Source organism: Actinoplanes sp. NPDC049548 (genome assembly GCF_040676695.1).
Taxonomy (GTDB): Bacteria; Actinomycetota; Actinomycetes; order Mycobacteriales; family Micromonosporaceae; genus Actinoplanes.
On record NZ_JBFAPM010000008.1, the window covers coordinates 19533 to 34830 of the forward strand.

Annotated in this window: 12 protein-coding genes; 4 read left to right on the forward strand and 8 right to left on the reverse strand. The window is 71.5% G+C overall.

From position 1 onward, the window contains the following. Positions 1-33 precede the first annotated feature (33 nt). Positions 34-5169, reverse strand: coding sequence for a hypothetical protein (locus tag AB0J80_RS17490; protein WP_364705693.1), 5136 nt, complete (start codon positions 5167-5169; stop codon positions 34-36). A gap of 135 nt (positions 5170-5304) precedes the next feature. Continuing rightward, complete coding sequence (locus AB0J80_RS17495; RefSeq protein ID WP_364705694.1) at positions 5305-6744, reverse strand: UDP-glucose/GDP-mannose dehydrogenase family protein; 1440 nt, start codon at positions 6742-6744, stop codon at positions 5305-5307. A 177-nt stretch (positions 6745-6921) separates the two neighbouring features. On the opposite strand from AB0J80_RS17495, the gene AB0J80_RS17500 reads away from it, so the two are divergent. Beyond that, the gene (locus tag AB0J80_RS17500) at positions 6922-8076 is read left to right on the forward strand and encodes an acyl-CoA dehydrogenase family protein (RefSeq protein WP_364705696.1); all 1155 of its coding nucleotides are present in this window, start codon (positions 6922-6924) and stop codon (positions 8074-8076) included. Position 8077: 1 nt separating this feature from the next. On the opposite strand, the gene AB0J80_RS17505 is transcribed toward AB0J80_RS17500, so the two are convergent. Next, positions 8078-8671 carry a SitI3 family protein gene (locus AB0J80_RS17505; protein WP_364705698.1) on the reverse strand — a complete coding sequence of 198 codons (594 nt, stop codon included), beginning with the start codon at positions 8669-8671 and terminating at the stop codon, positions 8078-8080. A gap of 18 nt (positions 8672-8689) precedes the next feature. On the opposite strand from AB0J80_RS17505, the gene AB0J80_RS17510 reads away from it, so the two are divergent. Further along, on the forward strand, positions 8690-9238 hold the full coding sequence (locus tag AB0J80_RS17510; RefSeq protein ID WP_364705699.1) for a Uma2 family endonuclease: 549 nt from the start codon (positions 8690-8692) through the stop codon (positions 9236-9238). Positions 9239-9241: 3 nt separating this feature from the next. Here the strand turns inward: AB0J80_RS17510 and AB0J80_RS17515 are convergent, their stop codons facing one another. The 4 genes from AB0J80_RS17515 to AB0J80_RS17530 all read right to left on the reverse strand — a co-directional run bounded on the left by AB0J80_RS17515 (position 9242) and on the right by AB0J80_RS17530 (position 11995). Then, complete coding sequence (locus tag AB0J80_RS17515; RefSeq protein ID WP_364705700.1) at positions 9242-9748, reverse strand: SitI3 family protein; 507 nt, start codon at positions 9746-9748, stop codon at positions 9242-9244. 10 nt (positions 9749-9758) lie between these two features. After that, positions 9759-10208 (reverse strand): SitI3 family protein, encoded by a 450-nt coding sequence (locus tag AB0J80_RS17520; protein WP_364705702.1) that lies wholly within the window; start codon positions 10206-10208, stop codon positions 9759-9761. A 20-nt stretch (positions 10209-10228) separates the two neighbouring features. Continuing rightward, positions 10229-10651 carry a hypothetical protein gene (locus AB0J80_RS17525; protein ID WP_364706297.1) on the reverse strand — a complete coding sequence of 141 codons (423 nt, stop codon included), beginning with the start codon at positions 10649-10651 and terminating at the stop codon, positions 10229-10231. Positions 10652-10930: 279 nt separating this feature from the next. Continuing rightward, positions 10931-11995 (reverse strand): hypothetical protein, encoded by a 1065-nt coding sequence (locus tag AB0J80_RS17530; protein ID WP_364705704.1) that lies wholly within the window; start codon positions 11993-11995, stop codon positions 10931-10933. Between the two features lie 50 nt (positions 11996-12045). Between AB0J80_RS17530 and AB0J80_RS17535 the strand changes: the two genes are divergently transcribed. Both AB0J80_RS17535 and AB0J80_RS17540 read left to right on the forward strand, forming a co-directional pair. Beyond that, the gene (locus AB0J80_RS17535) at positions 12046-12558 is read left to right on the forward strand and encodes an acyl-CoA thioesterase (protein WP_364705705.1); all 513 of its coding nucleotides are present in this window, start codon (positions 12046-12048) and stop codon (positions 12556-12558) included. Between the two features lie 9 nt (positions 12559-12567). Beyond that, a complete protein-coding gene (locus tag AB0J80_RS17540) occupies positions 12568-14487 on the forward strand; it encodes an acetoacetate--CoA ligase (RefSeq protein ID WP_364705707.1) in 1920 nt (639 codons plus the stop codon). On the opposite strand, the gene AB0J80_RS17545 is transcribed toward AB0J80_RS17540, so the two are convergent. Continuing rightward, on the reverse strand, positions 14474-15187 hold the full coding sequence (locus AB0J80_RS17545; protein ID WP_364705708.1) for a TIGR03089 family protein: 714 nt from the start codon (positions 15185-15187) through the stop codon (positions 14474-14476). The genes AB0J80_RS17540 and AB0J80_RS17545 overlap by 14 nt on opposite strands. Positions 15188-15298: the final 111 nt, after the last annotated feature.

The window sequence follows — 15298 nt, forward strand, 5'->3', positions numbered from 1 at the left end:
CGGCGCAACAGCGGGGCCCGGGGGCGGCGCCGCTCAGCGCATCCGCACCAGGGCGCCCCGGAGGCGTTCCTGGGTGCGGCGGCGGTTCTCGTTGGTCGCCCCGAGGAACAGCAGCACGACCCCGACGGGCACCAGCACCAGCCATGGGCCCACCAATGTCGTGGCGAAGTGCAGGGTCGCCACCGCCGTCGCCACCGCGCCGATCACCACCGGCGCCTGCTGCTGCAGCCGGGAGCCGACGATCAGGGTCGCCACCGCGCCCAGCAGCAGGAGCAGCTCCCGCAGGTCACCCGCCTCCGTCGCGATCACCAGGCCGGTCGTGGGGACGAAGGCCGCGAGCAGCGCCGGCCCGTACGCCGCCCAGCTGCTCAGGTCGGGCCGCTGCCGGGCCTCCAGGATGCCGACGAGCAGCGCCAACGCCGCGAACGGCAGCGTGTACGCCTCCGGCAGCGCCACGTCGGCCAGCGCCACGAAGAGCCAGATGCCGATGACCTCGAAGCCGACCGCCAGCCAGAACAGGTTGCGGCGCTGGTTCGGGCTCCGGCCCGGGCGGGTCGCCGCGAGGCCGAGGACCGCGCCCCACGCCGCGAGCAGGGCCGCCAGGTGCGACGGTGAGTTGTAGGCGAGCGCCCCCGCGAGCAGCGCCGACCCGTAGCCGCTCCACTCCACGGTGGTCGCCTCGACGCGGTATTCCGGCAGGCCGAGTCGCGGCAGCGCGGCCTCGAGGGTCAGCAGCGCCGCGCCGACGGCCAGGACGCCGAACGCCGCCCATTCCGGCGTCAGGCCGGCGACCAGCGCGACGGTGAGGACGAACAACTGGCCCTTCAGCGCGGCGAACAGCCAGCCCAGGACCCGGGCGTGGCGGCTCTTGCCCGCGATCGCCGCGACCAACCCGACGCCGATCGCGCAGCCGAGCGTGAACAGCGTCAGCCGTTGCGTCGCGAGGCTGCCGGCCAGCCCGGCGCCCCCGGCGAGCAGCCCGATGACGAACACGACGGCCCGGGTGTAGCGCAGCAGTGTCGCCCGCGTCGCCACCGGCGGCGGGGTCAGGGCCAGCCCCAGCATCGAGATCGTGAAGACGACCAGCGCGGCCGACGTCGACGCGGGCCACTGCGCATCCAGCGCGATGGGCGCGATCAGCAGGGTGATCGCAAGACCGGGCAGGATCACCGGTACGGCCTCAGCAGGCTTGCCGCCGAACCCGAGCGCGGCCAGCGCGGCCGCCACGGTGAGCAGAACGGTGGCGAGCACGCTGGTGCCGTCGACGCTGCCGGAGGCCGGATGCGTCAGCGCGTCGATCGGGCCGTCCCAGATCGCGGAGAGCTGCCCGAGCGGGTCGACGAGGGCGGCGCGCAGGGCCGGGGCGATCGACACCAGGGCGAGGAGTGTCGGCAGCGCCGCGACGACGACCGCGCCGGTGGCCGGGTCGACGAGCCAGCGGCCGCGCAGGCCGCTCGGTCGCAGGCCGGGCCGCCGACCGGTCACGCGCGCCTCCCGCCACGTGTGCGGGGGTGCCAGCGTGAGTCCGGGCGCCGGCACCGCGCCGCGCAGCAGCTCCGCGACGACGCCGAGCAGCGCCGCCGCGGCGGCGTACAGGGCGGTGGGGTAGTCGCTGGGCACGGAGGCCAGCGCCGTAACCGTGGCCCCGCCGACCAGGCCGATCGTGGCCCACGGCAGGTACTGGGGGATCGAGCGGCCCGCGAGAGCGAGCAGGGCCAGCATCAGGCTCGACCCGGCCAGCGCGGCGGTCAGCACGACCTGCGCCGTACGGCCCTGGTCGGCCGCGACCGCGGCGAGCACGCCCGGAGCCGCCAGCAGCGCGCCCATGGTCGCGGCGCCGCCGATCAGCGCGCGGTGCCGCGGCATGCCGGTGTCGTCGAGGGTGTACGCGAGGATCTCGTCGGCCTCCGCCCGTTCCGCCCAGCCGAGCCGCGCGGCGGACGTCAGGTCGGTGCGGGCCAGCCAGGCGACGAGGACGCCGGTGAGCACGATGATGCTCAGCGCTACCGCCGTCGACCAGGGCCGGATGAGACCCGCGCCGGCCGCGTGCAGGGCCACCACCGCGGCGACCCCGGCACGGGAGACGGCGGCCCGGGGGTCGACGGCGGACACGGCCGCGACGCCGTACCCGATGGTGACCGCGCCGCCGATCAGCAGCGGCGACCACCAGGGCAGTCCGAAGGCGGCGGGCGCGGCGACCGTGGCGAGCGCGACGCAGACCGCGCTGACGTCGTACCGGGCCGGGCGGGGGAGCGCGGTGGTGGCGGCCACGGCGATGATGAGCAGGGCGAACGGGGCCTGCCACGCGCCGGGCGGGGCGCTGGTGGGGTAGCCGCTGACATCGGACGCCCAGATCGGGCCCGGGGCGGCGATGATGCGCAGACCATCGGCCAGCGCCTGCCAGCCGGCGATCGCGGCGACCACGAGGCCCGCCAGGCCGACACCACGGACCGGGCCGCGGCGCCAGTCCTCCGGCAGCGCCCGTACGCCGAACGCCACGATCAGCACCACGACGGCCCCGACGGCCAGCGGCGCGTCCGGGAACGCCAGGGCCGTGACCCGGGCCATGGCGCCGCAGACGGCCACCGTGGCCGCCGCGGCGGCGATGTCCGGGCCGTCGAGCATCCGGTCCGCGCGCCGGCCGTTGTCCAGGGACTTGGCGAAGAACAGCAGGCCGGCCGCGACCAGCAGCAACGCGCCGACCCAGATGTCGGCTGCCGTCGAGCCGGGCGACAGCAGCGCGGCCAGGGCGAGGGCGATGGCGCCCAGCCCGGCCCCGGCGGTCATCGGGACGCTGACCTCGCGGCGCGCCACCTGGAAGACCGCCGCGTACGTGAGGGTGCCGGCGACGGCGAGGAAGCCCAGGGCCAGCGCGGGAACCGTGACGCCCTCGGTCGCCGGGGGCCCGCCACCCGGGTCGTTGACGGCGAGCACCGCGGTGGTCACGGCGCCGGGGATCGCCAGGGCGGCCACCCCGGAGGCCCAGTCGCCGACGAGCCACGCGTACAGGCGTACCGGAATCTGCCGGGCCGCGACCGCGACCATGACGCCCGCGCCGGCCAGCGCGGTGAGGACCGCGGCGGTGAGCCACGACGCGCTCAGCGCGGCGCCGAAGCCGAAGGCACCGACCACCCCGGCGGCGGCGATGTGCGCGACCGCGACCCGGCGGGTCGGCGCGAGCAGGCCCGCCGCGCCGATGCCGATCGCGGCGACGACCAGCGGCCAGGGCGCTTCCGACCAGGGCAGACCCAGCGAGGCGGGCACGGCGAGCGCGGTCAGCGCGACCCCGATGACCGCACCCTCGCGGCGGTACTCCGAGGGCAGCGCGAGCGCGGCCGCGACGGTCAGGAGCAGGGCGCTGAGCGCGAGCAGCCAGCCCGACTCACCCGCCGCCTGCGCGATCCGGCCCGCGTACGCGGCGGTGTCGGCGTGCCACACCGGGCGGGCCGCCTGGACCGGCGCGAGGGCGGCGCGCAGGGCGTCCACCGCCACGAACAGGCCGATGAGGGTCAGGGCGGCGGCGGACGCGTACTGCGGGCCGCGGCGCACCTCGTCGGGCAGCATGCGGACGACCGCGCCGGTGACCGCGACGGCGGCGGCCGCGGCGGCGAGCGTCCACGCGGGCGAGGCGACGTCGGCGATGCGCGCGCAGGCGGCGATGACGGCCAGGGTCAGAACCGCGCCGGCGATGTTGCTGGCGGTGATCTGGTCGGTCAGCCGCGCGGCGGCCGAAGCGGTCACGGCAGCGAGGATCAGGATCAGCCCGGAGCGCACGGCGTCCGGCACGGTGTCGGCCGTCAGCAGCCCGGCACCGGCGTACAGCAGGGCCCCGGCCGCGGCGAGGCAGAGCAGCCCGAACGTCAGCTGGCGCAGCCAGCCCGCGGAGGGCGGGGTGGCAGGCGGCGCGAGCGGCACGGACCCTGCGGGCGGCGCACCGGCCGGGCGCGGCCCCGGGAAGATGCGGGTGGGCAGCCAGCGCCAGCGGCGCCGGCCGGTCAGCCCGTCGATGATGAGATCGGGTTCCTCGGGCCGCGACTCGGGACGGTCCGGCGTGCCGTAGGTGGCGTCGGCCGCGTCCGGATCGGCCGGGTCGCTGCGCACGGCCGGGTCGTAGGAGCCCGGATCGGCCGGATCGTGCCGGGTCTCGAAGTCGCGCGCGCCGATGTCACGGGCGTCGGCCTCGGCCAGCGACTCCCGGTCGCCCGCCACCGGCCGGCCCACCGGCCAGCGCGGCACCAGCCGCCCCTGGCGGATGACGGTGGTCAGCAACAGCAGGTCGATGAGGGCCACGGCGGTCAACGCGACCGCCCATCCGGCCGGGCTCTCGATCATCGGGTACGCGAGCAGCGGCGGCACCGGCTGCACGGCCACGACGGTGGCATACCGCGGCGCGGCGAGCCGGGTCATCCCCGCGTACACGAAGGCCGCGGCCGCCGTGATGAGCAGGGTGAAGCCGAGGAATACCGGGGAGGGCACCGAGGAGCCGCCCAGAGCGGGGCTGCCGTGCAACGCGTACAGCGTCATCGGGAGCAGCACCAGGCCGACCGCGGCCAAGGTCTCACCGGTCGACGTCAGCCCGCGACGCGAGATGGCGGGCGCGGCCGCGAGGGCGATGCCGGTCCCGATCGCCAGGATGAAGGCGCGCCCGACCGCGTTGCTGGCGGCGCCGGCGAACACGACCGCCGCCACGCCGAGCACCAGGGCGCTGAGCCCGAGCAGGATGTTCTGCACCGACTGGGAGGAGGTCTCCGGCGGATGCGGCGGCGGATGCTCCGGCGCGAGCGGCGCGACCCGCGGCCGACGCGGTGGCGGCATCGGGGCCGGCGGTGGCTCCTCGGTGGGCGGCGGGTCGTCGACCAGCACGGTCACGCCGTCGGTGGCCACACCGGGCGCACCGGTGTACGGCGTGCCCGGCGGCGACCACGAAGGCCGACCCTCGGCGGCCTCGGCCGGGCGCCGGCGCACCTTCCGGACCGGCTTGGCGGCGCGTTTCCGCTGCTGGTTGGCGTGCGCCAGGATGTCCCGCTGGAACTGCGCGGCCTGGATCTTGCTGGCGATCGTGGTGCGTTCCTTGGCCGCCGCCATGTCGCGGATCTTCAGTTCCGCGATCGACGCGTCGATGCGGGCCAACTCCTCGTCGTAGCTGTCCGGCTCCTGAGCCTGCGCCACGGCACCTCCTAGACCCGCCCCACCCGAAGCATGCCCTTCCGACACCTCATTAGAACAGTCCCAAGCGGGTCGAGATCAATGGAAACGGCCGCGAACCCGGCAGGTTCGCGGCCGCGGCCGGAAAACGGTCATGCTTCAGAGGGCTGGCGTCGGCCTGCCCATGCCCCGATACTGCCAGCCGGCGCGGGCCCACAGGACCGGGTCCAGGCAGTTCTTGCCGTCGATGACCCGCCTGCCGGCGACCAGCTCGCCGAGCGCCTGCGGGTCCGCGTTGCGGAACTCCGCCCATTCGGTGAGCACGCACACCAGTTCGGCGCCGGCGACCGCGTCGTTCATGGAGGTCTGGTACGTGAGAGCCGGCTGCACCGCGCGCGCGTTCTCCATGCCCTGCGGGTCGTACACGTGCACGTCGGCGCCGGCTTTGGCCAGTGCCGCGGCGACGGCGAGGGCGGGCGCGTCGCGTACGTCATCGGAATTGGGCTTGAACGCGGCGCCGAGCACGGCGATGCGGGTGCCTGACAGGTCGGGCCCGGCCGGCCCGGGCCGGCGCCCGAGCAGCTCGGCGGCCAGCTGCAGAACCTTCGTGCGGCGCCGCAGGTTGATCAGGTCGACCTCGTGCAGGAACCGCAGCGCCTCCCCGGCACCCAGCTCCTGCGCCCGCGCCTGGAACGCCCGGATGTCCTTGGGCAGGCAGCCACCGCCGAAACCGACGCCGGCCTGCAGGAAGCGGTTACCGATGCGCGGGTCGTAACCGATCGCCTTGGCGAGCTGGGTCACGTCCCCGCCGGCCACCTCGCACACCTCGGCCATCGCGTTGATGAAGCTGATCTTCGTGGCCAGGAACGCGTTCGCCGCGACCTTCACCAGCTCGGCCGTGGCGAAGTCGGTCACCACCAGCGGCACCTCGCGGTCCTCGGTCGCGGCCAGGTCGAAGACCCCCTTGTGCGCCGCGTACAGCATGCCGTTGGCCCACTCGGTCTTCACGCCCACCACGATGCGGTTCGGGCGCAGCACGTCCTCGACCGCGAAGCCCTCCTGCAGGAACTCCGGCGACCACGCCACCTCGATGCCCAGCTCCGGGTCGGTGTGCTTGGCCACCAGCTGCTCGACCCACTCGGCCGTACCGACCGGAACCGTCGACTTGCCCACGATCAACGCCCGGCGCTTCAGGTGCCGGGCCAGGTTCGTCACCGACGCCTCGACGTACGCCAGATCGGCGCCCATGCCATCAGCACGCTGCGGCGTGCCCACACAGATGAAGTGCACGTCGGCGAAGTCCGCGACCTGCTCGTAGGACGTCGTGAACCGCAGCCGCCCGGACGCCAGGTTGGTCCGCAACAGCTCGTCGAGCCCCGGCTCGTGGAACGGCACCTGCCCGGCACCCAGCTTGGCGATCTTCGCCTCGTCGACGTCGAAGCCCAGCACCTCGTAGCCGAGCTCGGCGAAGCAGATCGCGTACGTCGCACCGAGATAGCCCGTCCCGAGGAACGCCAGCCGCGGCCGGGGAGCGCCGGAAGGGACCTCCACCTCGGGAAACGCGGGTACGGTCTGGGTGGTCGGGTACGGGATCGTCACGCTGTGAACTCCAGTCACACGGGGCGCAGGGTGGGGGGTCCGGCGCCGTTACGTGGCAAACACCTTCTCATGACGTCGCAACGGCTGCCCGGGCGAGGATAGTGCGCGTACCCTACGCGTCGGTAACATAGTGCGGGAGCCGCCCGTCCGGAGGCTGCAGAGAAGGGGCCACAGTTGATGTCTGAGTTCGACGTCTACCAGCTGCCGGAGGACCACGAGACGATCCGCGCAGCCGTACGCGAGATCTGCGATGCGCGCGTGGCGCCGAACGCGGCCGAAGCGGACGAGAGCGGGGAGTTCCCCAAGGCGTCGTACGACGCCCTGCGTTCCTCCGACTTCCACGCACCGCACATCCCGGTCGAGTACGGCGGAGCCGGCGCGGACGCCCTCGCCACCGCCATCGTGATCGAAGAGGTGGCCCGCGCCTGCGCCAGCTCCTCCCTGATCCCGGCGGTCAACAAGCTCGGCACGATGCCCCTCATCCTCTCCGGCTCCCACGAACTGAAGGAGCGCTACCTCACCCCGGTAGCAGCGGGCGAGGCGATGTTCTCGTACTGCCTCTCGGAGCCCGAAGCGGGCAGCGACGCCGCCTCGATGACCACCCGCGCGGTCCGCGAAGGCGACTACTGGGTGCTCAACGGCGTCAAGCGCTGGATCACCAACGCGGGCGTCTCGGAGTACTACACGGTGTTCGCGGTGACCGACCCGACCGCCCGCTCCCGCGGCATCTCGGCCTTCGTGGTGGAGAAGTCCGACGAAGGCGTCAGCTTCGGCGCACCGGAGAAGAAGCTGGGCATCAAGGGCAGCCCCACCCGAGAGGTCTACTTCGACAACGTCCGCATCCCCCTGGACCGCATGATCGGCGAAGAAGGCACCGGCTTCGCGACGGCGATGAAGACCCTCGACCACACCCGCGTCACCATCGCGGCGCAGGCCGTAGGCATCGCCCAGGGAGCCCTCGACTTCGCCCTCGGCTACGCCAAGGACCGCAAGCAGTTCGGCAAGCCGATCGCCGACTTCCAGGGCCTGCAGTTCATGCTGGCCGACATGGGCATGAAGCTCGAGGCAGCCCGCCAGCTGACGTACGTGGCAGCCGGCAAGAGCGAGCGCGGAGACGCGGACCTGACCTACTTCGGCGCGGCGGCCAAATGCTTCGCATCGGACGCGGCCATGGAGATCACGACGGACGCGGTCCAGATCCTCGGTGGGTACGGATACACGCGCGACTACCCGGTGGAGCGCATGATGCGCGACGCGAAGATCACCCAGATCTACGAGGGCACGAACCAGGTCCAGCGCATCGTCATGGCGCGCCAGCTCCTGAAGGACTGAGCTATCCCGGAATGATGGAATCGGCGGCGGCGTAGCTCGTCCACCAGCCCTCGCGGCGGTGCTTGACGAGCTCGCCGCCGAACCGGGTGAGCAACACGTAGTCGCCGTTGAGGACGAGGACTGCGTCCTCGGAGCCGGTATCGAGCACACGACGGACGACCGTCAGCATGTTCGCCACCTTCCATTGCGGGTCGGCTTCCTTGTCCATGCGGAAAGTCACCGACACATAGAAGTCGGGCTCCCATTCCCAGGGGCCTTCGTCCGACTCCACGTCGAGGTACCCGTTCCGCCCCGTCGCCACGAAGACGGCGAATCCGAGATCTCTGAAGAGATCCACTGATAGGGGTGACCCGGTCCCGACAGGGCGCTCGCCAGGGTCCGGCAGTGCGCGCTCTGCAACGCCTTCGAACTGCGTGGTGCCGGCAAGGGTCAGTCGATACTCGATCGCCATGCCTGCCTCAGTCGTTTCCTTGATGGATAGGCAATGGGACGACATCCCCTGGGGGATGACCTTGAGCTCTTTGAGCTCTTTGAGCGCTGTGATCGGCGAGCGGCGAATTGTTGCGCAGGGCGGCCAGGTCACCACGCCAGTCACCGAGGTTGACCACCACTCGTGCGGTTGCGGTACTACCATGGCGTCATCACGCTCGATGACTTGGCCGCCATGATATGCGCCGATACGCATGGTCGCCGCTACGAAACCAGTCCTGACGGTGTCCTCTCCGTCGTGCCGCTCCCGGACAGTGAGCACGCCGTCATCGCCTCTCGTCTCATGGCTTGGCTGATCACCGCTGGAGTGCCCCTCGACCAGGTCATGCAAGTGGCGGGCATTCGTATCCCGGGGGCCGAGGGCCACGGCGGGCGGATTCCCGACCTCACGGTGTGGGCGAAGCCGCAAGAGGGTGCCGTGTGGCTCCCGGTTGCCGACCTCCTTCTGGTGATCGAGATCGTGTCACGCGGCTCCGAGGAGATCGATCAGGTAGCGAAGGTTGCCGAGTATGCAGCAGCCGGCATCCCGCAGTACTGGACCGTCGGCCGTGACGTCGCTCTGACGGTGACCCTGCACCGTCTGGGCGCGGACGGGATTTACGAGCAGGTTGCGCAGATTCCTCTGGCCTGGCTGCTGCGGACCTCCCCGGCAGATCATCTCCCGCGGTTCTGAGTGTCACGCCAGAGGCCGACGGCTCTTCACAGGAGCCACCTTCGCCTGATCTTCGCCCGCCGTGACGCACGCGACGAGCTGGTCCACCTCGGCGGAACTCGCCCACCAGTCCCTGTCGAACTTGACGATGACGTCCTTGAAGCGGGTGAGCAGAAGGATGTCGATGTCGAAGGTGAAGGCCGCATCCTCGGCTCCGGATGCCAGCACCCGGCGAACGACGGTCAGCATGTTCGGCACGTTCCAGTCGGGGTCGGCGTCCTTGTCCATCCGGAACGTCAATGACACATAGGACTCGGGCTCCCACACCTGTATACCGCCGTCCACCTCGATCTCGACGTAGCCCTCACGGCCGGAGCGGACGGTGAGTTCGAATCCGTACCGGTCCCACAGAGCCACGGAAAGAAACGAAGGCGAGCCGGTCCAGCGGTCGGCGGCGTCGGGTATCGCCCGCTGAGCCACCTCCTCGGCGGCGGTGCCGGCCGCGAGGACCACCCGGTACTCGAGCGCCAAGGGGGTGCGCCTATTGCGTGATGAGGTCGTCTGCGCCCGGGTAGCTGCTCCACCAGTCGGCGTGGTTGTGCTTGACGAGCGTTCCGTCGAATCGGGTGAACAACAGCTCGTTGCCGTTCAGGATGAACGCCGCATTTTCGGGACCTGTGGACAGCACGCGACGGATGACCGTCAACATGTTGATCACGGTCCATTCCGGCGCGGCGTCCTTGTCCATGCGGAAGGTCAGTGAGACGTTCGATGCCGGCTCCCACTCCCACCGGCCCTGGTCCGCTCGGACCTCCAGATAGCCGTCGTCATCGGCGAGGACGGTGACGCCGAAGCCGTACCGTTCGTAGAGGTCGGCCGAGAGCAAGGGCGGGGTTCCGGTCGGGCGTTCCGAAGGGTCCGGCAGCGCCCGCTCGGCGATCTGCTCCACGGGGGTTTCTCCGGCCAGGGTCAGTTCATACTCGAGCGCCATGCGCCATGCTCTCCATCGTTTTAGGGCTCGGGAACGATCTGCACGATGTCACCGTCTCGCGTGATCGCCTTGACCTCTTTCAGCCGGTCGATCGGCCAGTCACCGAACTGTTGGCGGAGCGTGGTCAGGTCCCCACCCCAGTCCTCCAGATTCACTATCACGCGCTGCGTTTGATCACGTCTGACCTTTTTCCGGACCTCAGTCCAGACACTACGCACCCCGGTGTCGGTCGCCGGCGAGTAGCAGTCGAACACTCGGCCCTCCACGAGGTAGTCCGGGCGGGAGGACGGATCGCCGTCGTCGCCCGTTATCTGCCTCGCCCTGAGGACTTCGTCTGGGGTGGGATTCTGTGTCACCCGGTATCCCAGGGCGGCGAGAATCTGCGCTCCCGAGTTCTCCCTGTCGAGCGAGCGGCGAGCCTCCGCCCTCTGATTGGGGTCGATGCGCGTCGGGCGACCCTCCGGAGTTCCACCCAGGTGCCCTGTCGTCTGGGTGATCAGTGGGTCGGTCTGCGGGGTTCGCCCGCCGGCTCCTGGGCGTCCCGCCCGGGCCTCCTCGGCGGTCGCCTCCTGGGCTTCATGCACGCTCCGGGCCCCGGCCGCGCCTCCGCGGGGTCGTGATGGCGAGGAACCGGATCCCTCGCCGCCGTCGCCATGTGCCCGGCCTCGTCCCGGCATGAGCTAGTCACCCCCGATCGAGCCCGCACACTATCAACGGCTGCGTCAGAGGCGAGTCGTCGGTTCGTCGTCGCTCGGTCGGCGGGGCGCCGGCAGGGTGAGCGGCCGGGTGTCGTCCGCTGCCTCGTCCGCCGGGCGTTCGACGTTCGCCACCGTCGTCTTGCTCGACTGGGTCGTCGCCTCGCCCGGCGTCTTGTCGGGCGGGTTGACCGGGGCGAGGCGGGTCGTCGGGTCCTGGGCGGGATCCGGGCGCTCTTCGCCGAGGATCGACATCGACTTCGTCGTTGCCTCCGCGGGCGCCCCCTCAGCCGCGGCGGCCTCGCCGACCGGTGGCAGAACGGTCGTTTCCTCACCAGACCCCGGAGCGCCAGACTCCGGAGCGCCGGATCCCGGAGCGCCGGATCCCGGAACGCCCAGGAGCTGAGTCTGATCACCCCCCAGGAGCAGCGTCGTCCGGTCCTCGGACGCGGCGACATCTCGGGTCGCCTCTTCCGACTGGGCGACGTCCCTGGTCGGCTCCTCCGACGCCTGCGCCGCCGGGAACAACGCCGTTAGCAGCGTCGTCTTCTCCTCTTCGTCGGCCGGTGGGCGCTGGTGGGGGAACGGCGGCGCGGGGAAGACCGTTGTCGGTTCGGCTGCCATCGGGGTGCCCGGCGCTGTGGCTGCACCCCGGGCACGGCCGAGTGTGCCGATCAGTACGACCTGCGGCGGCTCGTAGGCCGCCCATCGGCGGGCGCTCAAGGCCGTACATATGAGGGGGACCGCGAGCAGGACCACCAGGCCGTAGCCCGGGGTGCTGACGTTGAAGCCGTCCTTGGTCACGTCCGCCGGCCAGACGCTCGCATAGGAGCCTGGTGCGATGCGGGCCCAGGCGCCCACCCCTAGGAAGCCCAGGCCTGCCAGGAGCGGTCCGGCCGGGGAGATCGGGGCGAAGAGCAGGATCGCGTACGCCATGCCGGCCAGCAGCAACAGCAGCACCCCGGTGAGGGACTCGATGCCGCCGTTGTCGCGGGCTCGTCCCGTCAGGTTCTCGTCGAAGCCGACGCCGCAGAGGATCCACGCCGCCGGGGCGAGGATCAGGGCGTACAGGATCGACCGTAGATGGCGCACGGTCGGACCGTACCCGGGTGCGGCAACCGGCAGGAATTAACGTAACGGGCATGAGTGACCAGCCGGTGGGGCGGCCCACCTCGCACTCGCGCGTCACGTTGAGCCGGATCATGAGCGCGATCGATGTCAACCTGTACGGGACCGTGCACGGCGGGGTTCTGATGAAGTTCGTCGACGATGTGGCGGGGGCTGCGGCGGCCCGGCACAGCGGCGGGACCGCGGTGACCGCCGCGATCGACGAGATCGTGTTCGTCGAGCCGGTGCACACCGGTGATCTGGTGCATGCGTACGCGCAGGTGAACTGGGCCGGGAGTACCTCCATGGAGGTGGGCGTACGGCTGACCGCGGAGCGGTGGGACACCGCCGGCGGCGATCCGATCACCGTGGCGACCGCCTACCTGGTGTTCGTCGGGGTGGACGTGTCCGGGCATCCGCGGGCCGTGCCGCCTGTCGTTCCGGAGACCTCGGAGGATGAGCGGCGGTTCCGGGAGGCCATCATCCGTCGCGAGCATCGGCTGGCCCGCCGCAAAGCGATTCAGGACGCGCGGCTGAATGACCATTAAGGTGGCGGCATGAGTACGGGCACAGTGCTGTGGACCCCGCCGGCCGATGTTCTTGAAACCTCCCGGATGGGGCGTTTCCTCGCCTGGCTGCGCGCCGAGCGTGGCGTGGAGGTCGTCGACTACGCCGGGCTGTGGGAGTGGTCCGTCACCGATCTGTCCGGGTTCTGGCGGGCGATCTGGGACTACTTCGAGGTCATCGCCCACAGCGAGCCCGGTGCGACGCTGGCCGACGCGAGCATGCCGGGGGCGCGGTGGTTCCCCGGTGCCACGCTCAACTACGCCGAGCACGTGCTGCGCATGCCGGGCCTCGGCGACGACGATGCGGTCGTCATCGCGTACTCGCAGACCCGGGAGCCGGTCACCCTCACCGCCCGGCAGCTGCGCGACCAGGTCCGGAAGGTCGCCGCCGGGCTGCGTCGCCTCGGCGTCGGGGCGGGCGACCGGGTCGCGGCCTATGCCCCGAACATCCACGAGACGTACGTGCTGATGCTGGCGACGGCGAGCCTCGGGGCGGTCTTCTCCTCGTGCGCGCCGGAGTTCGGTTCGCGCAGTGTGATCGACCGGTGGACGCAGATCGAGCCGCGGGTGCTGGTCGCGGTCGACGGCTACCGCTACGGCGACAAGGCGATCGACCGGCGTGCCGAAGTGGCGGCGATCCGGGACGCGCTGCCGAGCGTCGAGCACCTGATCACCATTCCGTACCTCGGTGACCAGGGAGACTGGGACAGCCTCGACGGTGACGAGCCGCTGACCTTCGCCGCGGTGCCGTTCGACCATCCTCTCTACGTCCTGTACTCCTCGGGGACGACCGGGCTGCCGAAGCCGATCGTCCACGGTCACGGCGGGATCCTGCTGGAGCATCTCAAGATGCTCGCCCTGCACCACGATCTCGGGCCCGGCGACCGCTTCTTCTGGTTCACCACCACCGGCTGGATGATGTGGAACTTCCTGGTCTCGGGGCCCGCGGTCGGCGCCGCGATCGTGCTGTTCGACGGCAACCCCGGACACCCCGACCTGGGTGCGCTCTGGCGGCTCGCCGCCGACGCCGGGGTGACCTATTTCGGTACGTCCGCACCGTTCATCCTGGCCTGCCGCAAAGCCGGGGTGCGGCCGCCCGCGAACGTCATCCGCGGCGTCGGCTCGACCGGTGCGCCGCTGCCGCCGGAGGGTTTCCGGTGGATCTACGAGGTGCTCGGGGACAAGCCGCAACTGCAGTCGCTGTCCGGTGGTACCGACGTGTGCACCGGGTTCGTCGGTGGCGCGCCCCTGCTTCCCGTGGTCGAGGGTGCGATCTCGTGCCGGGCCCTGGGCGCGCGGGTGGAGGCGTTCGATCCCGAGGGGAAGCCGGTCGTGGGGCAGCTCGGCGAGCTGGTCATCACGGCGCCGATGCCCAGCATGCCGGTCGGGTTCTGGAACGACGCTGACGGCCGGCGTTACTTCGAGGCGTACTTCGACGTGTTCCCGGGCGTCTGGCGGCACGGCGACTGGATCACTATCGGCGAGGACGGCACCTGCGTGATCACCGGCCGGTCCGACGCCACGCTGAACCGCGGCGGGGTGCGTCTGGGCACCGCCGAGTTCTACTCCGTGGTCGAGGGCATCGACGAGATCGCCGACTCGGTCGTCGTCCACCTCGACGAGCAGGACGAGCTGCTGCTGTTCGTGGTGCTCGCCGAGGGCCTCGAGCTGGACGACGTGTTGCGCGACCGGATCCGGCGGGAGCTGCGTGCCGCGCTGTCGCCGCGGCACGTCCCCGACGAGATCCATCAGGTACGGGCGGTGCCGCGCACCCTGTCGGCGAAGAAGCTCGAGGTGCCCGTGAAACGCATCCTCACCGGCACCCCGGCGGATCGGGCGGCGGCGAAGGGCGCCCTCGCCAACCCCGAGTCCCTGACCGCCTTCGAGGAGTACGCCGCTAGGCGAGGGTGAGGGTGGCGTTCTCGGAGGCGACCCGCTTCTCCACCGCCGACGGTTCCAGGTTCCCGCACAGCACGATGCTGGCGCCGGCGTACAGCGGCGCGAGCAGCCAGTCGGCGGGGTCCGGGTAGGCGCGAGCGTCGATCAGGACGCGGCCGCCCGGTTCGATGCCGAGCTCGGCGGCGCGGGCCATGGCCGCGGCGGAGACCTGGCGGTGCGTCGCCTCGCCCAGCGCCAGGTCCTCCGGGTTCACCGGCTGGACAGACCTGAAGTGGTCGCCGTGGCCGCGAACCTCCACGGTGTAGTCCACGAAACCGGGCGGGAGCGGGCGCAGGGGCATGGCGAGCGGTAGCAGGCCGGTCGCGTAGCGGTCGCCGGCGGACCAGGCGGAGGCCGCCTCGACGGTGTCCGGCCACGCGAAGAGCGCATCCACCGGCTGGGGATCACGCGGCACCGCGAGACCGGCCGTCCAAGTGCCGAGCAGGATGGCCGCCGTCTGCCAGTGCGGCGGCAGCAGCACCGCGGCGGTGTCGCCGTGGCCCAGGCCCAAGCCGTCGACCAGCAGGTTCGCGGTCTTGGCGACCCAGTTGTCCATCGTGGCGCCGGACAGCTCCGTGCGGTCTCCGGTCGCGTCGTCGTACCAGGTCAGCAGGGGAGTGGTCGGGTCCTTGCGGACCGCCGCCGCGAGGGCAGCCGGGATCGTCTCGTTCATCCTCTCCGACGATAGTCGGATTACTGACAGTGACGGTGGTGTATCGGCTCGGCTACCCGGGAAAAGACCTCCGAACTTGCAGGTGTCCAAGGGGCGTCGCGGGCGGCAGAG